This is a genomic window from uncultured Nostoc sp., from assembly GCF_964247315.1.
GTDB lineage: Bacteria > Cyanobacteriota > Cyanobacteriia > Cyanobacteriales > Nostocaceae > Nostoc.
On the sequence record NZ_CAXTTT010000106.1, the window covers coordinates 1 to 26,883 of the forward strand.

Genomic DNA, 26,883 nt, shown 5'->3' on the forward strand with positions numbered 1-26,883 from the left:
CCCTAGCCCTCCCCTTGCTAAGGTTAAATTCGCATGATGGATGATACCATGCTAGAAAAAGCGGTGGAAGCCGTAATCTTTCTTCAAAAGAGGAGCTAAATTTCTTTGCTCTAACTTAGATCGATTGTCCAAGGTTTTTTAGATCAGGGAAAATCATAAAGAGAAATCCAAATGAACTACGACATCAAAGACAAAACCATTTTGGTTACGGGCGCAAATCGCGGCATCGGCAAGGCGATAGTTGAGTCGTTTATTGAACACGGAGCCACCAAAGTCTATGCGGCTGTTCGTAAGCTCAACAGTGTCTCCTCATTGGTTGAACAATACGGCGATCGGATAGTACCAATTCAGATTGATTTAAGCGATCCTCAATCTATTGTTGCTGCCGCTCAAACTGCCAAAGATGTGCAAATAGTTATCAATAATGCAGGAGTCTTTCAAGGTGGAACTCTCTTAGCTGAAGATGCGATCGCCGCTCTCGAATTTCAGATGAACATCAATGTATATGGATTGATCTACATGGCTCAGGCGTTTGCCCCGGTACTCAAAGCCAATGGAGGTGGCGTCTTTGCCCAAATCAATTCTGTTGCTTCGCTCAAGGGTTTCCGCGACTCTGCCACTTACTCTGCCTCAAAAGCTGCGGCCTATTCAATCACGCAGGTATTACGAGAACTATTGAGTGAGCAGGGCACGTTTGTGCTAAGTGTTCACCCTGGCCCGATTACCACGGATATGAGCGATGCGGCAGGACTGAGTGAGATTACACAGCCACCTGCACTTGTGGCAGACGGGATAATCAAAGCTCTCAAAGCTGGGGATTTTCACGTCTTTCCTGACTCGAGGGCTAAACAAATGGGGGATGCTTATAAAAGCTTTGCCCAAAATGTCGTTGAGGTGTCATCAAGTTAACTATATTGCAGGGTAATGCTCTAGACAAGGGTATCTGGGTATTAAATAGCAAGCCCAAACTCTTCTCGATTGATAAACAAGCCAATCACAGTATCAAGCATCAAATCCAGCTTGGAAAAACAGATTGTCTTGCAAGCCTTGCGCTTAATTCGTAGTTCTCAAATATGTCAAATGGGTTCTATATGCTTTTCTTCTACTTGTGACGCATAATTCTCCAGTTCCCCTTCTCCCATGTTGGGAGAAGGGGTTAGGGGATGAGGGCAACTCTATAACGCTTTTTCTTAACTAACCTTTTACCTTAAGTTGACACCAATGCACAGCTGTGGCCCCCTACTTAAAATCCAATTTCAATGGTCAAACTGCGAATCTTTCCTGTATCTCCCTCAGCTTTATCTGCAACTTCCAGAGTCCAAGTTCCTTGGGGACTTTTACCTTTAAAGGCAGCAAGTTTTAGAGTGTTTACCTCGTCATAAGTTGTTTTAATATTATCTGTAGCTCCGCCCTGGCGATCGTGCAGAACTATGGGAAGTATGCCTATTTGCACTGGGGGAAGAAGAGTAACGACAAGATCCCCAATATAAGTATGCTCAATATCTACATTAACTTTGATAGATTTTAGGAGAGTGGTATTAGCGATCGCCACCGACAATGTTGATGTTTGCAAGTCGTTTATTAGGATATCTTGCACTGCCTGGAAAATACTAACGGGCGATGTTTGAGCAGGCTTGGCCAATTCTACAGCTTTCAGAGCATTGATTCGACCGTAACCGTAAAAGGGGCTGCGACCATTGGCATCATATTTACCTCCATTTGAATCGATGCGATCGCAAGAGCGTTTTATAATGTCTCGCACTTCATCCCAACGCAGACTTGGGTTTCTGGCAAGAATCAAGGCGGCTACACCTGCTGCACCTGGACAGGAACTAGAAGTTCCGCCAAATTCGTTCGTATAGTTGCCTAAAGCCTCACCCAGATTTCGATTACCCGAATTATAACCAAGTACACCAGAGCGATCGGTTGTCCAAATTCCAGTAGTTTGAGAACTGTCGCCATTGTTGCTGGGGAAGGCACACCATACCGCCTGACCAAAGTCACTGTAAGCGCTTCTCGTACCATAGTCGTTACAAGCTGCCACTGCAATTATCTTTTGGTAGCTGGCGTAGCCGTCGTTATCGACGCTTTCGTTACCATTGCCAGCTGCAAATAAAATTACACAACCCTTGCCGTTGCGTCCTTTATTGATTGCAAAATCTATAGCAAGTCGCGTGGAATCAGGCAAAGGTACTTTTTGCTTGTGTACGGGATCGTCTGGCTCAAACCAAGTACCGTCTGCTGGGCCCCAACTACAAGAAATAACATCAGCACCATTTTGAGCCGCCCAAATAAAAGCATCTGCTTCATCCTGCGACCCCAGCGCTGAAGCTAAACGAATCGGCATGAGTTTTGCCCCAGGTGCTACACCAGATGCCCCAAAGTTACCGTTTGCACAAGCTACTCCTGCACAGGATGTACCGTGGTTATTATCATTTCCTGGTCTGGGATTGTTCGTTTTACGTGTGACATCACGCGGAGCAACAATCTTGCCAGAGGAACGGAACTCTTCATGATCGAGATCCACACCGTCGTCGATAATTGCAATAATCATCCCTGTGCCATTGCTCAACTTCCAAGCGGCTTCAACGTTGGCATGGGCGTTAATTATTATACCGTTAATTGTTGTTTTCTTTAAGTGCCACTGCTGCGGGAAAACCTGACGTTGGCGTGACTCACGCGCTAATTCAGGATGGCACAGTTCAACTGATTCCTCATTTAGAAGTCTCTCGGCGATGTCAAAGACCGCTATACCAGTATTTGCAGGTGCACTGACAAAATAAGCATTTCGTGCGTATTCAAGTTGGCGTTTAATTGTTAAGTTGTAACGTCTTAAAACCTCTTGGCAGACCCTTGACTCTTCTTCGCTATCAAATTTAATAAAAAGGTTTTCAGTATAAACTACAGGTTGTTGGGATACTGGATCGATGAGGACACGTCCGGCAAATTGGACTTCAGACTCATTGTTGAGAATTTCACGGGCGCGATCGCGCAAAGCGACACCCTGATTCGGAACTTTTGCTTGCAAAATTTCTACACCCGCTTGCCGAAACCGTGTTGTTAACTCAAATTGATTGAGGATGCTACGAGCTATGGGTGATACAGGTGCGACTTCAAAGGATCTTGCACCAACAATAGTGTTACGGCTTTCGGTACGCACTACAACGTGTTCGTTACTGATAGCAAATTCATACTGTTGGCCGTTCTGTCCACCATAGCGAACCTGAACCATTGTTTAATCTCCTAAATATTTTGAAAATTGGAAATTGGGAATTGAGAAACCGTATTATGCCTTACTTTTAAAGCTTGCTACACCCATCGTAGGCTGACGTTTACTTTATGGATGCCTCTAATTTCATGTGTTATATGTGTACTATGATACAGAATTTAATCTATCTAAGTTCATACAAACCTTTGATTAGTCTTTCCAGAAAAGAGAAGATTCAAAATCAGGTTGTTTTAAGAATCTTCACTATCAGTAGGGGCGTATAACTATGAATCACAATGAAAAGAATGTATTTCATGCCCCTGAAAAACGCTATAACATCATTAGAACTTGAGAAAGATGTTTTATTTTCCGGTTGAGTATTTTCTACAGGTGTACTCTCTACCCCTGATTGGTGAAGTGAGATTTCAAAAAGACTACTTTTCTGAGTATCCTGAACAAATTCGCGTTGGTAGCGATGCCTATGATGGGCTACGCCTACGCACAACTGTATCCTACACTCGTAAACCTGGGTACTATGCAGTACATTACAATCAACCCAGCACTGTGGCAACAGGAGCAATTTTACGACTTAACGACGGTGCGATCGCAGTTTTTTCAGGCGAACCCAATCAATCAGAACGGGGTATATTGAGTCCAGTTTATACACTAGAATCCAATGGTTCTGTAGCAGTACCAACTGGACTGGTTTTTATCCGCTTTGCTGAAGGCGTTGATGTAGAGTCGCAGCACGAGGCAATTAATCGAGCGGGTTACAAAGTTGCACAAAGCCTTTCCTATGCGCCTCATACCGCTTGGTTACGCGCCCAATCAGGTAATATTGTTGATGCGATCGCTGGAATTTCTCGGTTAGAAGCGATCGCTAATGTTGAGAATGTCGAACCTCAAATGCTTATGGAAAGAGGTTTGAGATAAATTAAAAATTATGTATACATATTAGACATATTCTTACTTCTAAGTTGACGGTAATATAAATACCATACTTCCCTATTGCCTAAATCTTTTTTGATTTAATGACTAGATTTATCCATGACTAATTTGCAAAAGATTATTTGGAAGAATTACTAAAACCTTATGGAGAAGTGCAAGGTTCTAGCCATGTGGCGGGAGAAGTTCGAGAAATCGATGTCTTATTTTCTCCTTTAATAGAACAAAGCATGAATTTAGAAACAATAGGATTATTAGGAAGATTTGCCGCTACAGCAGCTATTTTTGAACCCTTCCGTAACGCTGCATCAAAAGAAGAAATTTGTGATTGTCTGTTAAAATTATTAGAAGTAAGGGGTGGATTACAACGTCAAGCAAATCGCAATAAAACTTCCATTCCAGAATTAGAACTTCCCAAATTATGGATACTTACCCCAACAGCATCTACAACGCTGCTGTCGGGATTCGGTGCTACTCAAAAGGTAGACTGGCTACCTGGAGTACATTTTATCGCAGAGTATTTGCGGACTGCGATCGTTGCAATTCACCAGTTACCGCGCATCCAAGAAACTCTATGGTTAAGAATTCTTGGTCGAGGAATAGTACAAAAACAAGCTATAGATGAATTAGAAGCCCTATCATCAAATCATCCATTTCGCAGAGCAACGCTAGAATTACTTTATAACTTGCGACAAAACTTGCAAGTTAATCAAAATTCAGAAGAAGACGATCGGGAGTTAATTATGCGATTAAAACCACTTTATCAACAAGACCGAGAGCAAGCTGTACAACAAGGCGAACAACGTTTAATTATACGTCAACTAAATCGCCGTTTTGGTGAGATTGATTCATCTACTATTGAGCAAGTTCAAGGATTATCCATTGAACAATTGGAGGCGTTAGGAGAAGCTTTATTAGACTTCTCAGCTATTCCTGATTTAGAAGCTTGGTTAAACCAACAAATTGAATAAGTCTAATCTGTAAATTAATTAAACAAATCTTATGTGAGACTCTACTTTAGCCATATAGAGGCAAGTCATGAATTGCCCCCACAATTTAAATGAGAATACTAACCAAAACTTTGAACAACGTACATATCATTTCCTGTATCGCCTAATAAAAGCAAGCTACTGTCATCACTTTCTAAATTTTGACTGCCAGCAATACCCTTTTGCAGAACTTTAATTATTCTTTGGGGAGTAAAAGATTCTAATTCCACAAATTTTCCAGATTCTAACCATGCTAATTCTTCAGCAGATAAATTTTGACGTATTTCTTCAGGTAATTGTTTAGCTGCTTGCGCCGACTCTGGAGAGGATTGAATGAACATTCCGCGCTTCGTAGAGATAATTTGACGTGGTGTTAATCCGATATCAATGATCGCAATCTCGCTATTGAGAAACCAATTAGCATTGGTTCTCAAATTATAAACTAGACTAATTCCTTGTGGATTGCAATCATGTATTGCATAGACTTTCAAATCGGGATTGCGGCGCAGCATTTGCATTGTGGTGTCAAAAATGCTTTGGGGATATTTAGTAATGCTGAGAATTGCACAGTTATTTTCAAAGTGAAAATTATTAGCAATTAAAAGTTGAGCAATACTAGCACTATCACAAACGACTAATCTATCAAAACTGTAAGCTGTTACATCAGGATTAACGGTTGCTGGTTTATTTTCCTGATTTGGAGAAGGAAGAATTTTGACAATTGAGCCGTTGATTTCCTGCCAACGGTTTAGCCAATCTTTAACCAGAGATTGTGAAATTAAAAATTCTTGTGCTAATAATTGAATTCGCTTTAGCTGTCGAGTTCCTAAATATATAGGTAGCATTCCTATAATAATAAAAATCACAAATAATATGAATGAATTTATGGAAATACTGAGTAAGATTCCGATAGAAATAATTATTCCTCCTATAATTTGTAAATTACTCGCATTCTGTTTGCGACTTACAAGATTGAGTTTAGCTGATTTACTACTTTCATGAAAAAAAATAATAAATGCTAGATTTACTATTAGCGGTATAAAAATAGTTAATGATGTAATCAAGTTAATAAATATAAAAGGAAATAGCCACTTGAATCGTGAAATTGACTTTGGGGTTTTTCTTAGACGATTATCTAGAAAATAAAGTAGTTGCTTGGATGTAAAAAATAAGGTGTTATTTGCAGAAATGTCAGCGATCGCCTTTGCAAAAAAAGGATCGGTAATTTGAACATTACTCATACTAGTCGGTTCAAAGGCAAAGAGATGATTGCATTTTAAACACCGACCTTGATTAGCTGTCCGGTCTTTGAGTTTATTATCAGCTCCGCAGTTAATACACTTCATAATGGTTATTTGATGTTAGTTATCTAACACCTGATTTGTTAATAAAACACTGTAATCTTCCCGCCGACGAATCAAGCGATGCGTGCCATTTTCTAGCAAGACTTCCGCAGCTTTGGGGCGATGTAAAAAGTGAGACGACATTGCATAACCATAAGCACCGACATCTAGAATGGCAATGATATCGCCAATTTCTAAAACTGGGAATTGGCAATTTTTCCCCAGATAATCTCGTGAATATGTTGTATTACCACAAATATCAGTTGTGAATGGCTTGTCTGCTTGCTTCCAAGTGATAATTTCTCGGTAGCCGCCATGTACTGAGGGTACTGAAAGATTCGCAACGGTGGTATCAACTCCAACAATCTGTTTTTCTCCTTGCCATTTCACCGAAACAACTTGAGCCATCAAAGTTGCACATCCAGCGATCGCACTTCGTCCCGGTTCAATCACCAAATCGATTTCCCGTCCTAAACGAGTAATTCTTTTAGTTAACTCAGCCCCAAATATTTCCCAGTCAAAGGCTGTTTTGTTGTGGTGATAAGGATAGCCAAAGCCACCACCAAAATCTAAATATTCCCAATCAGGTAACTTTTGTGCAATAGCGATTACTGTATTGATCGCTTGGGTAAAAGCGGCTGTGGCATTAGTTCCCGTTCCTCGATAGAAGTGTAAACCACTCAGCTTTAATCCCACCTCAGCAGTTAAAGCGATCGCATCACCAAATTCCTCTGGACGTACACCAATGCGGCTATCTCCAGTAATTTCTGGCAAATTGAGGCGTAAACCTAGCCGAATAGATTTTTCTTTGTGTTTGGGCAAAACTTCGCAGCATAATTGCAACTGAGCGAGGCTATCGAAATTGAGTGTTGTAACTCCCCAATTCAGGACTTGTAGCATCTCAGCGCAATTCAAATTACTGCCGCTATAAACAATTTCGCTAGGATCGAAACCAGCTTGCAATCCTAAATAAATATCTCCTGGCGTATTGGCGTGAAGTCCCCAGCCAAAGGAGCGAAAAATTTTTAACAGCGCAATGTTGCCATTGGTAACACTGGCAAAGCGAAATTGCGTGCGGGGATAACTGACTGCTTTGGTAATCCGCTCAATAGTTTCGCGCAAGCGATCGCCATTATAAACATAAAGCGGAGAACCGTAGTTATTCAGTAACTCCTGAGCAAGTTCTTTAGAGAATGGGAGATTAAAACGATTTTGAGTTAAATTATTTGATACCATTTACCAAAAATACTAATAAAGTAAACTACGAATTACGAATTACGAATTATTTTGTAATTTCTCCATAGCCAACGATGTAACCAAAAGGGATGATCCCAAGACTGTTTACTTATTTCTTCATTTAAAACGTGCGATCGCCAAAGTTGCCATATAATTAGTAACCAGAGTGTTTCACCAATTCGACGGCCTTGAATAGCTGCTCCCAGTTTGCCTTCAACGATTTGTGCGGCAATGTGAGGATAAAAGTGATTGTTGGCGCGAAGTATTTCTGGATTGAGCCAAATGCCTAGTTGATGCCAAAAATCATTTAAACACCAAGAAGTTAAAGGAACCCCCATACCACGTTTTTGTCGCCAGACAATTTCGGGTGGAAGCCAATTTTCTACAGCCCGTTTGAGGATATATTTTTCACAAGCACCCTGTAAGCAGAGTTCTCCAGAGAGGCGGAATGTCCACTCAGCTAGAGGTAAATCACAAAAAGGCGATCGCACCCACAACCCATGAGCAAACCCCAATGCAGTCGCACGGGGATGGATATTCTGCGCTCCTTTGAGCATCAAACTAGCACGGCGGAGGCGATGCAGCAAAGATGGACATTCATCTTGATTAAGAGCAGTTAACAACCAATCTTCAGGATGCAAATTTTGGATCTGTGCATAGACCTCTGGCTGATAAACTTGAGATTCGTATCCCCCAAGACGATGAAAGGTGCGAAGATATTGCTGGATAAAAGTTTCCTGTCCGGCGGGATTTTCTGCTTGATAAACACCTGCGGCAATTAAAGGTTTGTTCGTCCAACCAGCAAACAATTGATCTCCACCTTCACCATTAAAAATTACCTGAGTTTCCTGACTCGCCCTCTCAGATAGGAGATACAACGGCACACACACGCCATCTCCAAAGGGCAAATCCAATGCTTGCACAGTTGGAATCAAGGCATTCTCAATCGAACTTGAGGTTACTGCAACTTTGACAAGCGGAATTTTGAGAAACTGGGCGACTTGTTCAGAGTATGGATATTCTGGAATCCCTGCGTTACCAAAATCTAAAGTGTAGGCGCGGACTTTCACCCCTGCTTGTACCAGCAGCGCCGCCACCACTGAAGAATCGAGTCCACCAGAGAGAAATACCCCAACAGGCTCATCCTTTAAATCGGCAATCTGTCGCTCAATGGAGTCTTTCAGGAGAGTTTGCAATTCAGTAATTGCTGTAGCTTCATCTATTAACTGTTCTGGCGCTTCCCGCCACGAGTGGATTTTTTTAGATTCAGGTGTTTGCAGCTTACCTGATTGGCGATCGCTCTGCCAAACTAATTCAGTCCCCCCTGGAACTGCAAACACTCCATTAATAGGAGTTAAAGGTGTGGGAACGTAAGAAAAACAGCTATAACCATATAACCCAGGAATGCTAACTTCTGACTGTTGCAAAATCGGTAAAAGTAATTGCAGTTGGGATGCAAACCAGATTATTTGTCCTTGCACAGTCCAATATAAAGGCATCTTTCCGAAAGGTTCTCTTCCCAAAATTAGGCAATTGTTTTCCTGGATTACCCAAGCATCGGGTGAACTAAATAATCCTGATGCAAAGATGGCAGCAATTTGATTTTGTTGCAACAGAGAATTGCCATCAAGTCCTATGTAAACAACATTCCAGATGGGAAGAGAAGAATTTTCCTGTGCAGAAAACTTCAAAGCCTTTCCGCTTCCATCCACAACACTAGTTAACAGCGTTTCCAGATCCTGTTGAGCGCCGTAACCCCAATAGCCAAGAAAGTGATGTGGGATACCCATCTGGACTATTTAACTTCAAAGGTTGCATCGCTAATCTGCCGATTTTCCAGGAACATTTGCACTTTCCAATTACCGACAGTTGCAGTTGGGTTAATAGTGTAACGACACTGGGTATCCCAGACAGAGGTATTAATCTCGCGGGTTTGATAGTTGTTTTGCTTGACAATTTGACCGCTTGGGTCAATCCAATTACAGGAAAGAGCCAACTTTTTACCCAAAGGTGAATCCTTTAAGGTGACACGATACAACACTTGTGGATTGGTTTGGCGAGAAATTGTCTTTAAGTCGCCGCCATTATCTTGTGTCAAAGTGATGCGGTCTTGTTGAGCAGAAACACGATAAAGTGTAGAACTTTGCTGCTGCATGAAAAATATTGTAGATGCAATGACCACCACTATAACTGCCACCACTCCAGAAGTAATCCATCGATTCCGGCGTTGCTGTACCTCTAGTGCTTGGCGGCGATTTAATTGAATCAGCGCTTCATTTAGTAATTCTGGCGGTAAATTCAACTCCTGTAAAATTTCTCTAACCTGCTGTTGGTCTAGTTCCGCTTCCCGACGCAATTGCAGACTATCTACTTCTGTAACTATTTGTGATAATTGCTTTTTAGTCAGTCGCTGCGTCATAGCTTAACTCCTGTTAAAAAAACTTGATAGCGATCGCTAAATCTCACTTTTGTAGGTACATCATAAGCTACAAAATAAAGTTGTTGCTTTTCGGATTCTTTAAAAGATATTTTTGCAAACACAGACGCGATGAATCGCGTCTCTACTTCTCACTCTTGTACAGACGCGATTCATCGCGTCTCTCCCAACTCAGCACTGATTATGACTCAAGAACAACAAACGACAATTGCAAGTATCTATGAAGTCTGCATCAGCATTCCAGAGCCAATTTCTGCAATTCAGTATTGGGAGCAATTTGGCTATCGCATTGGTGAAGTGAGTGAATTAACCGCACATGTAGCCTATCAATTAATTATATGGGGTGAATTCGTCTTTACGCTCTATCTTTTGTCTTGACGGCGATTTATCGCGTCTTTGTAATGATTTATTGCATCTTTAGCGATCTAGAATTTTCATCAAAAAACCTTAACCGAAGCGTATTGGCTTTGCGTCTATGCAGTTTATTCTTTATATAATTTGGCACATCTTTATACAGAATTGGTATTACCTGTAACTAATAAAATTAACATAACATAACAGAATTGGTATTACCTGTAACTACTAGAATTAACATGACGAAAAAGACACTTCTTGCAAAAGCCGAAAAACCGCCCAAAAATTTATTTTTGGGCGGTTCAAGTCTTTTTGTAATAGATTTAATAAATTTCCAATACCTCCTGGTAATTAGTTTAAATTTCTTGATTTTTGCCAATAGACAATTGTTTTTTGCTATGTTTCAACTCTTTCCAAAGTGACTTAATTTGCTCATAAGCTTCTTCCTGAGACAATTTACCCCCTGTTTCTAGGGAAGTGATGTAACTAATTTTTTGAGAGAATTCTTGGAGGTTGGCATTAAACACCAGGTTCTCTGGCTGAAATTTACCATAATACCGGCTACGAGGGTAAAGAAAGCTGTTTTTGTCTTGCGAGTTAGATTGTGTCATAAGTTTTGTTTTGTAATTGTTTCTTAAATTTATAAACTAGAATTCCTCTGTTTGTGTACATACACAGGATAACATTCAAATTCCTGAAGAAAGAAGTTCATTTTTTAGTTCAATATTAGAATAAATCAGAAGGGCAGGTAATTAACTGTGGAAAATACTGAAATAATCGCGTCCTCTATCAAAAGGAGTCAGTCAAATGGCATCTTCTTTGCGGAAAACACCAAAATAAGTAAGTGAAATAGGATTATTGCTGATTAAAATCGACTAGCTCAAATGCGGCTAAAATAATATCATGTCCGCAGAATTAGTTATGATTACCATAGATTTTATTTAGGGTTGATAGCGAAGACTAAAGTAAAAACCATCATCCTGAGCGTTATTACCGCGATCGCTCAGATCGATAAATGGAAATCCATAATCTAGCCGCAAAAAGAGATGATCAATTCCCATTGCCTGATTCCATAATAATCCTAAGCCTGCGCCCACTAAAAAAGTTTGATTGGGTAGCGGATTGGGATTATCAGACTGATTCCAGACGGCTCCCATGTCTAGAAATGGCGCAAGTTGAATTGTCGATAATCCAGATTCATTACGCTGCACTGTAAACCGATCTTCGATCGCCACCCGAAATCCATTATCCCCAGAACGGATATTTTGGCGATATCCCCTTACAGATTGTCCACCGCCAATCACAAATTGTTGGGAAGGTAAAAGGCTATCTGGTGTAAGCTGCAAGTCTGCTTGGATGAGCAATAGATTATCGTTGCTTAGTTGCTGCACGCGCTGGACTTGACCTAGCCAACTGAAAAAGCGACCATCGGGTATGGGGTGATTGTTGATAGTTGCATCTAATATATCAACGCCAAAATTAAATTGCGATCGCAAAAACCAAGCTCCTTGAGGATCGCGCTTGAGATAATCTTGACCAAATTTAATTACACTGGTGCGGCTAACGCCATTGATATCAGGCCCAATGCCAAAGGGGGTTGCGAGGTTATCAAACAGGAAGGTTTGACCATCTTGATAGGTAAATCCTAAAGATAGGGCAAATTCTTCTCTGGGCGATCGCATCAATGGTTGACGATAATTGATTTCATAAAGATCCTGGTTTGCTTTAATATCAAAGGCATCAAAGGGTGGCTCAGTGATTTCGTTACGATTAAATGCTGCTCGAATCTGCACTTTGCCGTTCATGGCGTTGACGGGAACCTGGTAGCTAAAATCAAACACATCGGAACCACCAGAAAGCGTGTGGTAATAGGAGCCTGCTAACTCATCTCCCATACCGATTAAATTGCGATCGCGCAATTCAACACCCAATCTCTCTGCGCCAATACTAGGAGGCGAATAATTATCTACACCCAAGCTACCAGTTAAAGGGTTTGCCTCTTCAACTCTGACAACGAGAATACTTTGACCAACCTTACCCGTTGGACGCAAACGCGCTTCCACATTTGTAAATAGGGGGTCGAGTCGCAATAATTTCAGTTGTTCTTCAAGCTTACCAGTATTGAGAGGAATACCAGCACCTAGTTGAATGCGACTACGAATATAAGATTTTAATCGTCGCGTCCCTTCGATGTTAATCTCTGTCAAACGTCCTTCTAATACCCGAATTACCACAACACCATCTGCGGTACTAGATTGTTGAGTATCTGGAATCGCTCTGGAATTTATATAGCCTTTATTTAGGTAAAGCTGGGTAACAGCATCTGCGGCTTGTCTAATTTCTTCTAAAGTTAAGTCCCGTTCTTCAAACGGTTTCACTACTGGATTAAAGTCATTTTCATTAAAAACTGTGCTACCTACAACCTGGATTTTGCGAACCCGAATGCGTTGTGGTATCTCTGGTTGTGGGTTAGTTGCTGGAGTAGGTTCTGTTTCTTGTACTATTTGTAACTCTGACTGACTGTTATTTGGAACCGAGTCTGGTGTAAAAATATTGGCTGTAGCTCTAAGTCCATTTGCAGTTACTATCCAGACCGCAGGCAAAATTAGCAAGCCGCACCGAAAACTGAAACTGTGCTTACTGCATTTAGTAGTTACCAAATGCCAAGTGTCTAACTGATGAGATAAATAGACGCTTCTTTGCTGAGTCGTTGCTCTAAGCTGAACACCAGTTTCTGTTTCTTTTCTCATTTATCCTCAGTAGGGTGTCTTATCTAACGACTGGGCTGATTTTGATTTTTGACTATGCTATTGCTATATAAATATTTCAATATCATATTTTTGACATTCAGATTTCAGAAGATTTGTAACTAAAACTATAATTAACAGCGATTTTTTCTAAGTAATAGTCCTTAGCATTATATTGTGGTAAGAGGTAGAAAACTTGGGAATACTTCGATGTCACCACCGATCTCTATTGTCATCGTCAATTACAACCGGGCGTCTTACCTTGAAGAAGCGATCGCTAGCGTCTTAGCGCAGACATGGCAAGAGTTTGAGCTACTAATTTGGGATGATGGCTCTACAGATAGATCGGTGGCGATCGCAAACAACTATGCTCAACAAGATGGACGAGTGCGGGTAGTCCAAGCACACCATCAAGGAGTTGCTGCGGCTTGTAAAAGAGCGATCGCTCAAACTAGTGGCGCTTACATTGGTATTGTAGACAGTGATGATATCTTAGCCCCTACCGCCCTTGCCCAAACCGCTATAGTTCTTAACCGCCACCCAGAAACGGGATTTGTTTACACCAACTACTTAAATATTGATCGAGACAGCAAAGTGATTGGCTACGGTCATCGCTGTAACATTCCCTACTCTCAAGAACGTCTGTTAGTGGACTTCATGACTTTTCACTTCCGCCTCATGCGCCGTTCTGTTTACGACCGCGTGGGAGGTGTCAACGCGTCCTTTGCTGGTAGTGCTTATGATTACGACTTGTGTTTACGACTTTCAGAAGTAACTCAAGTGCGCCAAGTTCAACAGCCCCTCTACTTATATCGAAATCATTTCCAAAACATTTCTATTACTAGAAAAAAAGAACAAATACTCTGGTCGCAAAAGGCGATCGCTCAAGCACTTTGGCGACGCGGATTAGCAGACAAGTTACAAATCGATGTAGAATTGCCCACAGGTCGCTTCATATTACGGCGCAAAAAATCTTTATTGTCTAATATCGCCGCTTCAGTCTTAGTTATTGCCTCGCTGGTAAGTCCCAGATTAGCCCAAGCACAACAAATAGTTCCTGCTGCCGATGGTACAGGTACAATTGTGACTCCCAACGGCAATCGACTTGATATCAATGGCGGTACAACTTCTAAAGATGGTGCAAACCTCTTTCACAGCTTTCAACAATTTGGGATTTCACCAGAACAAATCGCTAACTTTCAAGCTAATCCGGCGTTGCAAAATATCCTTGGTCGAATTACAGGCGGGAATCCTTCCATCATCAATGGCTTAATTCAGGTGACAGGTGGCAATGCTAACCTTTTCTTGATGAATCCAGCCGGATTTATTTTTGGAGCCAACGCCAGCTTAAATGTCCCTGGTGCTTTCACAGTCACAACAGCTAACGGTATTGGCTTTGGCAGCAGTTGGTTTAACGCCATCGGTGTTAATGATTACACTGCTTTAGTTGGAAACCCCAACGGATTTGCCTTTAGTATGAACCAGCCGGGAGCGATCGCAAATGCTGGAAATTTGGTAGTAGGTAGTGGGCAAAATTTGAATTTATTAGGCGGTACTGTAATCAACACTGGGCAACTTTCGGCACCCGGAGGGCAGATTACCGTTACATCAGTACCAGGACAAAATTGGGTGCGTCTCAGTCAACCAGGAAATCTGCTAAGTCTAGAAATTCAGCCCCTCGCCTCTAGTAGCAACCAACCCAATAACTGGACAATTCCCATCGCCTCTTTACCGGAACTACTCACAGTTGGTAACACAGGGTTAACTGCCAATCCTGATGGAACTGTAAAATTGACAGGCTCTAATGTCACAATTCCCACAACACCAGGTACAACGATTGTTTCTGGGACAGTGAATGCAGCGAGTCAAACAGGCGGTACTGTAACTGCTTTGGGTAAAAAAGTCGCGGTGATTGATGCCAATATTAACGCCTCTGGAAACAATGGCGGCGGTACTGTGCTAATTGGTGGAGATTATCAAGGTAAGGGGACTTTACCCAATGCAGATCGGACTTATGTAGACTCAAAATCTGTCATTAATGCCGATAGCAATTTGAATGGAAACGGCGGACGGGTAATTGTTTGGGGTAACGACACAACCCAGTTTTTTGGTAACATTTCAGATCGTGGAGGAGCAAATTCTGGGAATGGTGGCTTTGTAGAAGTATCAGGCAAAAATTTCTTGATCTTTAAGGGTTTAGTAGATGCTTCAGCCCCCAATGGCTACTTTGGCACCTTATTACTAGACCCCAGCACATTGACCATTATCGACGCCCCAGCCGCGATCGCAGACAGTTTAGACAATTTTGATAATACAGCTAACAATGTAGCGTTTGACCTTCCAGATAGGGGGGCTAACACCGTTTCTTGGGGTGCGATCGCAGCTTCGGGATTCGGCGCAAATATCAACTTACAAGCCACAGGGAATATTACCATCAATAATATTACGGGAGTCACACCCGGAGTGACTACCCTTGGTGTTGCCACATTAAACTTAGGCAATGGCGGTAGCTTCAACCTGACCTCACAAACTGGTTCTGTAATCTTTGCTAATCCCAGCAACACAATCCAGACAAATGGACAAGCAATCAGCATTTCAGGAGCCAGCCTATTTTTGGGAAATTTAGATACAAGTAATACTACTGGCTATAGTGGTAATATCAATTTATCTGCGAACGGCAACATTACTGCAGGCGACATTATCGCCAGTGGACAGGGCTATGCTGGCGGTAATATTACAGTCCAAAGTACTGGTGGTGGAATTACTCTAAATAACCTCGACACTAGTCAAAATCAAGAATTTTCCTTTACTAATCCGGCTGGAACGGTGACTTTAAGTGCCGCAGGCAATATACTTACAGGTACGATTAATTCTTCTTCCAATGATGCTTTTATCTCTGGTTCGGGTGGCAATGTGGTTGCAACAACCACGGGTGGCAGTATCATAACAGGGGCAATTAACTCGTCTGTAGTCAAGGAAGGAGGTGGCAATTTTACTGGTACAGCTGGTACGGTCACTTTAACTGCCACAGATGATATCTCCGTTAATGGTGCGATTAATACCTCAGCGATCACCACCAACGTGGATGGTGATGCAAGTGCTACAGGTGGCAACGTTACTTTACAGACTACCAAAACTGCTGGCAGCAATATTCGTTTTACCACCATCAACACTCAGGCCATAGCAGCCGATTTCGGTGGTGATAACACTACTGTTCAAGGTGGCAATGTGCAAGTACTAACCAACGGACTCATTCAAGGAACAGGAACGGATGAAGCGATCGCAACTGGTGGATATGTTCCTGGTGAGATAGGTTTTATCGCTCAACCTCTTGCGGGAGGTACTGTCATAATTCAACACGATGGTGGCTCAAACAATGTGCCATTTACCGTAGGTGATGCAAGTGTGAATGGCACAGCAGGGTCAATTAATACAGGCGACAATTTAATCATCGCTTCAAATAGCTTTCCAGTCTTGCCTAATGGTGGAGATGCTAACGGCACTCCAACGGGTATCACCATTACTTCCGTCAACACCCCGCCGACATTAACAGCAAACTCATCGCTACCTGATACCCAGACAAATCAGCCAGTGACCTTGCCTTTCGGCAGTTTGGCTGCCGTAGTCACAGATGCTAATAATGACATTACCACTATCCGACTTGATGCAGTAAATGCGGGAAATCTGACTGTCAATGGCGCTCCCGTGATCCCTGGTGTAACTACCTTATCTAGTGGTGATACTTTGGTGTACACACCTCCGGCAGATACTAATGGGTCACTAAATGCCTTTGTAATTAGTGCAAATGACGGCGTTTCCTCTTCTGCACCTGTACAAGTAGGAATCAATGTCAGTCAGACTCCTACCCCAACTGTTACCCCAACTGTTACCCCAACTACTAGGCCGACTGTTATCCCGACTCCTCCCCCCTGCACATTCCAGTGCAACTCAGTACCACCTAACCCTAACCCTAACCCTAACCTCCTTAGCTTTAGACCTGATCTCCCTGTTCTTAATGCCGATCCTACTGCCGAAGGTGGTTTCACAAATGACATTGCCAACTATTTAGGCATCCCCACTCCTAAAATCAAAACATTGGATGATGCCAAACAGATTGCTGGCAATATTGAGAAAGCTACTGGCGTTAAACCTGCATTTATCTACACCAGTTTTGTCCCTGTGGAAATTCAACCACCGCCAAATTCAGGCGGAGCGAAATTTACTAAACAGTTGAATACCGAAGCAGAGCAAGTTAATGACCAACTAGAATTGGTGGTAGTAACCGCAAAGGGCGACCCCATCCGCAAGCGCATCCCAGAAGCGACCAGAGCTAAAGTTCTAAAAGTAGTTCAAGAATTTCGTGACCAAATCGTTAGTCCACAAAACCGTCGCCGCACTGGTTATTTGCATTCATCTCAACAACTTTATCGCTGGATTATTGCACCAGTGGAGGCAGATTTACAAGCGCAAGGGATTAGCAATCTAGTCTTTCTACAAGACGTCGGGTTACGTTCAACCCCAATGGCAGCACTTCACGACGGTAAGCAATTTCTGGTAGAAAAATACAGTATTGACTTGATGCCCAGTCTCAGCTTGACTAACACCGTGTATACAGACATTAGAAAATCTCAAATTTTAGCGCTGGGAGTTTCTCAAAGTACTCAGGGACAAGAACCTTTACCAGGAGTTCCCGTTGAATTATCAACACTAGTGTCCAAACTCTGGGGAGGCAAATTATTGTTAGACAAGCAAGCCACCTTAGATAATCTCAAAAGTGTTCGTCGCCAACAACCTTTTGGGATTATTCACATGGCAACCCATGCAGATTTTGTTACTGGCGTCTTGAGCAACTCCTATATTCAGCTGTGGGAGGACAAGTTACGCTTGAACCAGTTACGACAGTTAAAGTTGAATCAACCCCAAGTCGAGATGATGGTGCTGAGTGCTTGTAGAACAGCTTTAGGGGATGAAGAATCCGAACTGGGATTTGCGGGTTTAGCAGTGCTAGCAGGTGTGAAAACTAGTGTTGCTAGTCTTTGGTCGGTTAATGATGCTGGCACAGCAGCGTTGATGACAAAATTTTATGACAACTTAAAAACATCTCCAATTAAGGCAGAAGCTCTCAGACAGGCTCAGGTAGCTATGGTCAAAGGGCAAATTTATGTAAAGGATGGACAAGTGCAAGGTTTAGGAGTAGTTGGGAATTTGCCTTTACCTGCTGACAGTGCTGATGAATCACTTATGCATCCTTATTATTGGGCTGGATTTACAATGGTTGGCAATCCTTGGTAAAGGTAGAGAATAGGAGTCAGAGAGCTAGGGGGAGAAAAAGATTTTTATTGTTGCTATTAACCTAACGTGAGTTAAACGCAGAATTAATATTACCATTAATAACTTAAATCGAACGACATACTTGTAGCGGATACTACGGTTGAAAGATGTGCCTTCTTGCAGATGAACGCTACAATCTATCAGAAAATCAAAGAAATAGTTAAATCCAGAGTGGCTTCATGACAGCTAATTTAACACCTACAGCGACATTTGACTTTATTACCGTGCTATCCCAAGCTGCGGTTACGTATCGACAACCACAACGTATACGCCCTAGTGCTGAAATATTAGTAAAGGCGTTGCTACAAGCAGAAAAAACTGCCAAGCAGCAACGGTTGACTTATCCGTTTGAGTTCCTTCTCGGTAAATGGCAACTTTGCTTTGTCACTGGCACTAAGAAAAACAAAGGTAGCGGGGGAATTGTATTAGGCAACGGTTTCTATGTACCCAAGTTTATAGCAATCCATGTTTCCTTTAATGCCATTTTGGAACAGGATTCAGACAGAGGCGAAATTGCTAATCAGGTTGAGTTTAACCCAGTTTCACTGAAGCTCACGGGGCCAGTGCAATATTTCGGTAAGAAAAATTTATTAGCGTTTGACTTTAACCAGATGATTATCAGTTTGTTTGGTCGTGTTGTTTACAACAGAGCAATCCGTGCTGGTAAAGTTCAGACAGAAGATTTCTACAACCAACCTATAGCGAAACTACCTTTCTTTGGCTTCTTTTTAGTGACACAAGATTTCATTGCAGCTCGCGGTCGTGGGGGAGGATTGGCATTTTGGATTCGAGAAACTTAAAGACGCTTTCAGGAAATTAGGTAGTCTTGCTGGAGGCAAAAGGGAAGAGAATTTGACTTATTTGTTTGATTTGTAGCAAGTGGTGCAAGCTCCTTTACAAATCAAACAAATACTTCATATCATCTGCGCTTGATTATTTAGGGAGTGATAGAGTTCGCCTGATTTAGTCTTTTATCTTGCCTTATCAGAGAAGTATATGCTATTATCGATAATTGTGTGGTTAAGGACGTATAGCTCAGTTGGTTAGAGCGCTACGTTGACATCGTAGAGGTCACTGGTTCGAATCCAGTTACGTCCATTGTTGTACTGTATAGTGACTAATTATTTGTTGTGACTTTACCCATAACTTTGCCGCAACGGCAAGCTTATGCTTCCAATAAAGGGCGGCAAGGTTATGGTTCCAATGTTTCCAGGTGTAGAGAAAAAAGCCAACTTACTCTGCCCTTTTAAATTTAATAGCTTTACACTCCAATTTCACGTCGTGTTTCATTTAAAGCGGCACGAACCTGTTTGTAACGGAGATATCCAGGATGAGTCATTATTTCAGACACACGAGCTTCTGAGGGGTATTCTCCTTGATTATGCAACTTAAGTACAATCTGCTTAACTTCTCTACAAGACTGCTGTATATTTTCTGTGTGACATGCTTTACCATAACTACGGTATTTGGCAGAAATGGCACGGCATAAATCTGGAAAGTGGCTGAAAACTGTCCGTCTATTATATCCTAGACGTGTAGCTACTTCTTTCATTGTCAGTGGTGGCTGGTTGTCGCTTGCAAGGATTGCTAGCAAGGTATCTTGTATTTGATTAGCGTCGAAAAGTTTTGGAGATGCTCTTAGTGTGGGCGATCGCCGAATGGTTTTGTGTGAGATTTTCGTAAAAGATTTAGCAGCAAGTTGTTCTGGTTTTAGTAAATCTAGCAGAGATATTTCTAAGCGATAACAAATTTTGAGAAGTATATCAAGCACTGGTAAAGCTTTACCCGTCTGCCACATCCATAAAGTATTCTTCGGTATTCCCATCAAACGGGCAAACTCAGCTATATTGCCATTAGTCACTGCATTTATGACTAGACTCAAAGATTTGGCAATTTCTTCTTTTGCTGGTGGAGAGTTAAAAGATAGGGTGGAAGAAATTAATTCTCCAATAACCTCTACTATCCAAGTTTGCGAATGTAATTCTTCTTTAGATAAAGTTGAGCAATCCGTAAGTTCTGAGGAGGACTTGACAGGAAGATTCATACCTAGCCAACCACCACACTTGGAACAGTAACCAGGTCGCGATCGCCAACTTAGTAGTGGCAACTCTTGCTGACAGTGAGGACATTGCAAACATAGATATATTTTGTGTAAAGGACATACTTTTACTGAATTTATAGTCCAAAGTAACGGTTTATAAATTACTTGTTTAGCTAAACGCCATTCTTCGTAACATACAGTACACCAAGCGCTTTGGGTACGAAACAAATTGCGCGTGGGAATAATTTCAGACCAAAATAGCAGGGTCAGTAAGTGCAAATCTTCTATAAGCGTTAACTTCTGAAGTGCTTGTACTAAATCTATTACTATATTCCCTGTACCATTTATAGCTGTGGCACGGTCGAAAAGAGAACGTAAATCTCTACTAGTTCGAGATTTCAAAAATATTTGTTTTAGTAGTGGTGTGATTGTTCGTGAAATTAATACATCTGGAGGTATACAATGAGCTTCCGCTAATCTTTCTATATATCCTGTAAGACTTTCCACCATTGGTGTTCTAATGCCAACAGGCTGTAATTGATACAAACGACTGCGAGATGGAATGGAAACCTTTTTTAAATCCCAAGATTCGTATGTTTCTAATACACTAGCTAACATCTTGCTGCACTCCGATGGGATCTCTTTTAGCTTTGCGTTTGCCAACCTTTCCTGGCGGACGAGTAGTTTTTGGGGTTTCTTCGGGTAGCACAATTGGTTTTGCGCCAAGTCCTAATGCAGAGCGTAAGTTTTGTATATCTGTTTCCGTTTCAGATAATTGTCGTTCGCCCTCTTGAATTTCCTTGAACATTCTCTGACACTGAGCAACCGACCAAGCACGTTTTTGTAAGTCTTTGAGAGTGACTGTTGTTGCTTGTCGATCCAGAGCATCTTTAAGAGCGCGTGTTAGCCAATTTTTCAGTATGCCAACACATCCTAATGTACGTTCATAAAAATATTCCCAATGAGTAACTAAATCTGGATGCTCTGCAAGTGGCATCTGCTGTTGAAAAGTCAACAATACACTTTTAAAAGCCTGTACATCCTCTGGATTGTCAGCACAATAACGACGGAAATGAATATCGACACTACGACGTGAGAGTTGACCGCTCAAATTACGGAATGTCAGTAGTTCGTATGTTCCTAATAGACAGTGCAAAATGCCTGTCATATTTGCCACAGATTTGAGGCAGTCTAATTGATCTTGTAGCTTGTATCCGCTTGCCATCTTGCCAAAATGTTGTGCTTCATCTACAAAAAATACGTCTGGATGACGATGGATGAGGGCATTTTCTAAAGCTCTGCGTAGAGCAGGTGCAACTACTTTCGACTCAACATTAATTTTTCCAAAATTATCGCGAGAGATACCACGCACACCATAATCAAACTTGTGATCGATTAGCGGTTCTTCTAAAGCGATTAAGGCGCGTGTGTAGTAATCTTTCCAGTTAAAGTTTCTCGATTCTGGGGCTACAGCCTCAACTCCAACAACAGGAACGCAACCGCGATCGCTTTCCAGTTTAGGTAATGCTAACTCTGTTAATTTCTGCTCGACGCGGAGTCGCAAAGTTGTCTTACCGATACCGCTAGGGCCATAAACAAAGATAAATGATGCTCCTGCGGGTTCAGCAATTGTTCGCATGAGAATTTCGTAGACTTCTTTAAGTCGAGGATGCGCTACGGTGTAATTCTCAAAGTAGGCAAGCCTTTCTGGAGCAGGTAGTCTGAGGAGTTCAAGCGGAAATCCAGTAGATTTTGTCATAATTAAAACTCCTCGTAAACTACAAGTGTCTCTGGGACGAGCGCTTCATCTTCAGCTACTTGAGTATCAGTATTTTCAAAAGAAACTTGAATAACCTTTGGTTGTTCGTCGCGGCTTGTTGTAGCTTTTCCGCCCTCGATTACCCTAAAGACTTCCTTAACTTCTGCATCATAGGAACGCTGTTCTAATAGAGCTTCTTGAGCTTCTACCGATGCTAAAAATTCTGCTAAATTCTTAACCGAAACTTTAGATTGTTGTGTATGACTTGAGGAGCGTTTGCGTAATTCGATACTAGCTAACTTCAGTTCTTTTTCTGAGCGACCTTGGAGTTCTGCATAATATTGAGAGATACATTCTACCCACTGTCCTCGAACAAAGGCGTAAGCGATACCAATATTAAACGGGTCATATCTTATCTGCACAGAGGTATTTTCAATTTGGGGATCGCGGAAACTATTAGACCAGTAGTAGATTGAGTTAATTTTTGCGCCGCGTCCAACTTGAACTTTTGCTTTTCCTTCTGAGGTTGTAGGTAGGGTAAGAATCTGAAAGTTTTCATCGTAAGAAATCATGCGGTGAACCCGACTGCCACCAGTCGCCATACCCGCAGCAAACGCATCCCTCGGACTCTGGAAAAGTGCCGGATGTTCGTCTGTATCGTAAACTTCGTAAGCCCAAGTACAAAAATATTCATAAAGTAAACCAAGTGTCCATACAGCTTGATTTTTAGGGTTAACTGACTTGGTGACTTGGCGGACGTTACGAGTCATTTGTGTATTAGCAAGTAAGTTATGGACAAATTGAGTATTGGAAGTTCCAAATAGGCGTTCGCAAACCGAACCAAAACGAGCTTTGGCTGGGGGTCTTTGCTTTTTTGTACATTCAAAAGTAGCTAGTAGTGTTTCAAAATAAAGGCTGTGAAACTCTGCACCGTTATCTACCACTACAATTTGGGGAAGCCTACCGTGACGCTTGACACAAATTCTTAGCACCATTAAGCAAGAACGATATGAGGGTGAGTCAAAAGTTATGTAAACTGCCAGCAATCGCCGTGAGTAAGCATCTACGAGAAATGTTGCCCAAGGTCTGCCAAGATTGCGACCTGTACGAGAGCAAACTAGCTCTACATCTAACTGAGTATGATCTATATGTCCAATTTCAAAGGGGCGATCGCCGTGTCTTGGGGTAGTTGTAGTAAGCTCCCAATAGAACGATTCATGCTGGTAAGCAGCACGATGACCTTGGCGTTTTTTAGTCTGTTCGTAACCAGTACGGCGTTTTACTTCTTGAGTAAATGCTTTATAGCTCGGAGCAATTACACCAGATTTTTCGCAAGCTCGAACTAAAGCCCCGTGAACCTCCAACATTCTTTTTTGTTTAAGAGTTTCATAGTCTTCTAAAATAAACTTCTCCATAACTGCTAAGGTGTCTTCGGGCAGTTTGCGCTGACGATTACCTTTGACACTGCGATGGGACAAAAGCCCAATGTAGCCGTAACCGTATTTTTGAAGTGCAGTTAGATATTTAGCTTTCCAGTAACGAATGGTACGGGCTGGTATTGTTTCGTTTTCTGGGGGATGTCCATTTAAGTAAGGTTTGATAGTTTTGTAGCGTTCAAGGGCTTCTTCTTGGTCTTCAGGACTAGCTTGATAAAATCGCTGCCAAGATTCTGTGCTAATAGCTGTTTTTTCTGGTGTTTGGAGACTTGTAATTTTTCCTTGGCGAACCAGATTCTCAAATACAGCTTTTTTGAGTTCAATTAACTGATTATTTTCTGCACCAAGTATAATCTCTGTTTCGCCAACATGGATGATATTTAAACCTTTGCCGTCCCAACTAACAAGCGTTCCGGTAACAATATTGACTACAGGAGAGATAGCCGGAAGACTTACACTTGGTTGCTCAACCATTAATCTATAAGCACCAGCAGTTTGTTCATCGCGGAAGATTAGACATCTTTCTGGTTCAGCAAGTGGTGTAGCATTTAAATTAATATAGATTTGCTCTTGAGTAATTAAGGTGTAGATATCGTCAGATTTAGCTCCTGTTGACTGATTAAGTAATTCTGCTAAAGTTATTCCTGGTTGAGATGACACAATTGCAAGTAATGATTGAGCAATTGTTTCTTCCACTGCTAGGGATTCTGAGCGATAATAATCTTCTAAAAATTGCAGGTTACGTTGCAGAACCCAATTGATTTCGCCATCTGAACGAATGCGGTAATAAAGCCCAAACTGGTTAGCATAGTCTTCTCCTGGCGGGCAATGCCATTGATTATCTTCTTGAGAGTAAAAGTAACGATTGGGGTTTTTCTCTGCTAGTTTTTTCAAATCCTGCTCAGTTTTACACTCTTCCAAACCAGCCGAATTGGTTCAGATGACAAATAAATCTGGGGTGTGTAAAACGCCTAATTTACGTCCGTTACTTGCTTGATAGTCAAGTTTAATTTGCGGTGGTTGATCGTAGAATTCTAGAACATCTTCATCGTGTTCTAACTGATAGATAATTGGCAGTTCAACCCTATGAGACTCAAATTGAATCGTGACTCCCATCTTGCGGCTAGGGTAGCGTCCCGAAACATTTTTGCTACCGCCACCAACGCGACGGGATGGCTCAGATGAGCGAACTTTCTCAATAATTTTGTGCCCTGCCTCGGATATTTGAAGGCGAGCAACCCATTGTTCAAATTACTCTTTCATATAGTCCTTACTAAGCACTTTGCACTTGATTTTATGAATCTATCAAAATAAGACCATAAAGTTAGGAACTTGCTTGTCTGATGTTATAGTACTTAACTTTATAACACTTATAGTGTGCAAAAATCCACTGATAGTAGATGGATTTAACGGCGATACTAGTTCAGTATTGTTTTGTGACGCAGAAACACTACAGTATTGAGTACCGCTTTGGCAAAGCGATTAGGCGGCGAAGGCGAGAGCTAGATTTATCCCAAGAATAACTGGCTGAAAAGTCAGGACTTCATCGCAACTACATCTCAGGCATCGAAACCGGAGAGCGTAACCCTTCGTTAAAAAATATTGTTAAGTTAGCGGCAGCTTTGGAGATATCTGTCTCCGATTTCTTTATTAATTACGGTATTGAGGTTAAGAGTGAATCGAAAACTAATCCCTGAAATTCGGCTTTTAAAACTTAAGTACCAGCGTTTAGGTTAATCCAAGAGGGATGACTATTTATTCAGAACATTGGAACCTAAAACCTTTAGAAATCCCGCAACGGAGTCGGTTATTCTTTCTTGAACCTGTGGCGGTGGGAACTCCCTACACGGAAAGTCTTAGTAGCTATCTCCATCGTTTGGCGCAGGCGCATTGTTTAACCTCTCAAAAGCTCGTTATGGGAGAAATTGCGCCACTTATCCTCAAAGATAAGGATAAATCTGAGCTATTGGCAAAAAATCTGAGTCACCTATTGGGAAATAGGGATGCTAAACCGACTATCAACGGAATGCGAGAAATGACAGGAAAGTTAGTCACTGTCTTAGAAGAGTTAACAATGCGTCAGGATTTACGCTTTTTGACCCTTTTAAGCTGGAAAGGAATGATTTATGACAAGGGGTTATTTCGGAACTATCGCGCTTGGTGTCCTTGTTGTTGGGAAGAGTGGATGCAGGAGAACAAAACTATTTATGAACCATTATTATGGTCATTTATGGATGTAGAATTTTGTTTGATTCACAAACAGCGATTAATAGAAAAATGTCCTCATTGTGGTTCGCGTTTACCTGTGATGGCTAGGTTTTCACCTGCGGGATCTTGTTCTCGCTGTTACGGGTGGTTAGGACAGGAAATTAAAGGCGAAGAGAAAATAGAGAAATTTCAAGTTAATATTCAAGGAATTAGCGAATTAATTGCACTTACTCCCCTATTAGGATATAAACCCATCTCGATCGACTTAACCCGAAAATTACAATTAATTTTGTTAGTGTTTGAACAAGCAATTGGAAAAGATTTAAAGTTATTGGGAGATTTAGGTGGGATCATGGAATCATTGAGGATAGCCTCAACAAGAAATCAAAGTCAACCTTATCATTTGGTGAAATTGATTATTCCTGTGTGCGAGAAGGCGAAGATTAGTGTATCCCAATTGTTTGGGTCAGATTTTAAGGAATTGGGTAAGATATTGTTCGGGAATTTTAGTCTGGAATTAAAGTTGTAAATTTTCTGCTTTTAGCGGTAATAAAGCAATGGCACAAAGCTTAATGCTCACACAAGATGCTATCTCAGGACACAGATAACCTTTGCTAGTCAACTGATCAACTTGCGGCGTTCCGGTACAGCGACTTGTTAGATCATGTATCAATTTTGTTATTTAATATCTTCGTAAACTAAATAGTAATTAAAAATCGTTTTCAATTAGCCTGGTAGTGGAATAACACTTAAGGCTAGCTCAATTGATTTCAGCGCTGATTGAATATCTGCACTCAGTGCATCTGCCTCAACTTTAATTACAGACACACCCTTCCCAATTTCTGTCAA

The 26,883-nt window shown here is 41.5% G+C and carries 18 protein-coding genes, 1 tRNA gene and 1 pseudogene; 9 read left to right on the plus strand and 11 right to left on the minus strand.

The genetic code is table 11. From position 1 onward, the window contains the following. The first annotated feature begins 171 nt into the window (after positions 1-171). The gene (locus ACFE93_RS26090) at positions 172-909 is read left to right on the plus strand and encodes an SDR family oxidoreductase (RefSeq protein ID WP_375477620.1); all 738 of its coding nucleotides are present in this window, start codon (positions 172-174) and stop codon (positions 907-909) included. A 334-nt stretch (positions 910-1,243) separates the two neighbouring features. On the opposite strand, the gene ACFE93_RS26095 is transcribed toward ACFE93_RS26090, so the two are convergent. Beyond that, a complete protein-coding gene (locus ACFE93_RS26095) occupies positions 1,244-3,232 on the minus strand; it encodes a S8 family serine peptidase (RefSeq protein WP_375477622.1) in 1,989 nt (662 codons plus the stop codon). 333 nt (positions 3,233-3,565) lie between these two features. Here ACFE93_RS26095 and ACFE93_RS26100 point away from each other — a divergent pair, with 333 nt between their 5' ends. Then, the gene (locus ACFE93_RS26100) at positions 3,566-4,141 is read left to right on the plus strand and encodes a hypothetical protein (RefSeq protein ID WP_375477624.1); all 576 of its coding nucleotides are present in this window, start codon (positions 3,566-3,568) and stop codon (positions 4,139-4,141) included. A gap of 137 nt (positions 4,142-4,278) precedes the next feature. Next, the gene (locus tag ACFE93_RS26105; RefSeq protein ID WP_375477626.1) at positions 4,279-5,124 is read left to right on the plus strand and encodes a DUF4351 domain-containing protein; all 846 of its coding nucleotides are present in this window, start codon (positions 4,279-4,281) and stop codon (positions 5,122-5,124) included. A 98-nt stretch (positions 5,125-5,222) separates the two neighbouring features. Here ACFE93_RS26105 and ACFE93_RS26110 read toward each other — a convergent pair whose 3' ends face one another. The 4 genes from ACFE93_RS26110 to ACFE93_RS26125 are packed head-to-tail and all read right to left on the minus strand — an operon-like array spanning position 5,223 to position 10,140. Then, positions 5,223-6,488, minus strand: coding sequence for a hypothetical protein (locus tag ACFE93_RS26110; protein WP_375477628.1), 1,266 nt, complete (start codon positions 6,486-6,488; stop codon positions 5,223-5,225). 15 nt (positions 6,489-6,503) lie between these two features. Beyond that, positions 6,504-7,721, minus strand: coding sequence for a diaminopimelate decarboxylase family protein (locus ACFE93_RS26115; RefSeq protein WP_375477630.1), 1,218 nt, complete (start codon positions 7,719-7,721; stop codon positions 6,504-6,506). 32 nt (positions 7,722-7,753) lie between these two features. Then, complete coding sequence (locus ACFE93_RS26120) at positions 7,754-9,511, minus strand: asparagine synthetase B family protein (RefSeq protein ID WP_375477632.1); 1,758 nt, start codon at positions 9,509-9,511, stop codon at positions 7,754-7,756. A 5-nt stretch (positions 9,512-9,516) separates the two neighbouring features. Next, positions 9,517-10,140 (minus strand): DUF3859 domain-containing protein, encoded by a 624-nt coding sequence (locus tag ACFE93_RS26125; RefSeq protein ID WP_375477634.1) that lies wholly within the window; start codon positions 10,138-10,140, stop codon positions 9,517-9,519. A 201-nt stretch (positions 10,141-10,341) separates the two neighbouring features. On the opposite strand from ACFE93_RS26125, the pseudogene ACFE93_RS26130 reads away from it, so the two are divergent. After that, positions 10,342-10,525: pseudogene (locus ACFE93_RS26130) on the plus strand (VOC family protein); the annotation flags it as partial. A 343-nt stretch (positions 10,526-10,868) separates the two neighbouring features. Here the strand turns inward: ACFE93_RS26130 and ACFE93_RS26135 are convergent. Further along, positions 10,869-11,123, minus strand: a complete 255-nt coding sequence (locus ACFE93_RS26135; RefSeq protein WP_375477636.1) for a hypothetical protein — start codon at positions 11,121-11,123, stop codon at positions 10,869-10,871. Positions 11,124-11,453: 330 nt separating this feature from the next. Beyond that, positions 11,454-13,262: a ShlB/FhaC/HecB family hemolysin secretion/activation protein gene (locus ACFE93_RS26140; protein WP_375477638.1), complete on the minus strand. Its 1,809-nt coding sequence runs from the start codon at positions 13,260-13,262 to the stop codon at positions 11,454-11,456. Positions 13,263-13,469: 207 nt separating this feature from the next. Between ACFE93_RS26140 and ACFE93_RS26145 the strand changes: the two genes are divergently transcribed. The 3 genes from ACFE93_RS26145 to ACFE93_RS26155 all read left to right on the plus strand — a co-directional run bounded on the left by ACFE93_RS26145 (position 13,470) and on the right by ACFE93_RS26155 (position 19,688). Continuing rightward, positions 13,470-18,551, plus strand: a complete 5,082-nt coding sequence (locus ACFE93_RS26145; RefSeq protein ID WP_375477640.1) for a CHAT domain-containing protein — start codon at positions 13,470-13,472, stop codon at positions 18,549-18,551. Between the two features lie 218 nt (positions 18,552-18,769). Beyond that, positions 18,770-19,390 (plus strand): hypothetical protein, encoded by a 621-nt coding sequence (locus ACFE93_RS26150; RefSeq protein WP_375477642.1) that lies wholly within the window; start codon positions 18,770-18,772, stop codon positions 19,388-19,390. A gap of 224 nt (positions 19,391-19,614) precedes the next feature. Next, positions 19,615-19,688 (plus strand) — tRNA-Val (locus ACFE93_RS26155). Between the two features lie 163 nt (positions 19,689-19,851). On the opposite strand, the gene ACFE93_RS26160 is transcribed toward ACFE93_RS26155, so the two are convergent. Genes ACFE93_RS26160 through ACFE93_RS26175 form a run of 4 tightly spaced genes read right to left on the minus strand, consistent with a single transcriptional unit; the run spans position 19,852 to position 24,942 of the window. Further along, the gene (locus tag ACFE93_RS26160; protein ID WP_375477644.1) at positions 19,852-21,249 is read right to left on the minus strand and encodes a TniQ family protein; all 1,398 of its coding nucleotides are present in this window, start codon (positions 21,247-21,249) and stop codon (positions 19,852-19,854) included. Then, the gene (locus ACFE93_RS26165) at positions 21,239-22,390 is read right to left on the minus strand and encodes an ATP-binding protein (RefSeq protein WP_375477646.1); all 1,152 of its coding nucleotides are present in this window, start codon (positions 22,388-22,390) and stop codon (positions 21,239-21,241) included. Before ACFE93_RS26165 ends, ACFE93_RS26160 begins: the two co-directional genes overlap by 11 nt. A gap of 2 nt (positions 22,391-22,392) precedes the next feature. Next, a complete protein-coding gene (locus ACFE93_RS26170; protein ID WP_375477648.1) occupies positions 22,393-24,720 on the minus strand; it encodes a TnsA endonuclease C-terminal domain-containing protein in 2,328 nt (775 codons plus the stop codon). 42 nt (positions 24,721-24,762) lie between these two features. Next, the gene (locus ACFE93_RS26175; RefSeq protein WP_375477650.1) at positions 24,763-24,942 is read right to left on the minus strand and encodes a hypothetical protein; all 180 of its coding nucleotides are present in this window, start codon (positions 24,940-24,942) and stop codon (positions 24,763-24,765) included. A gap of 407 nt (positions 24,943-25,349) precedes the next feature. Here ACFE93_RS26175 and ACFE93_RS26180 point away from each other — a divergent pair, with 407 nt between their 5' ends. Beyond that, positions 25,350-25,523, plus strand: a complete 174-nt coding sequence (locus ACFE93_RS26180; protein ID WP_375477654.1) for a helix-turn-helix domain-containing protein — start codon at positions 25,350-25,352, stop codon at positions 25,521-25,523. Positions 25,524-25,573: 50 nt separating this feature from the next. Continuing rightward, the gene (locus tag ACFE93_RS26185; RefSeq protein ID WP_375477652.1) at positions 25,574-26,563 is read left to right on the plus strand and encodes a TniQ family protein; all 990 of its coding nucleotides are present in this window, start codon (positions 25,574-25,576) and stop codon (positions 26,561-26,563) included. Positions 26,564-26,883: the final 320 nt, after the last annotated feature.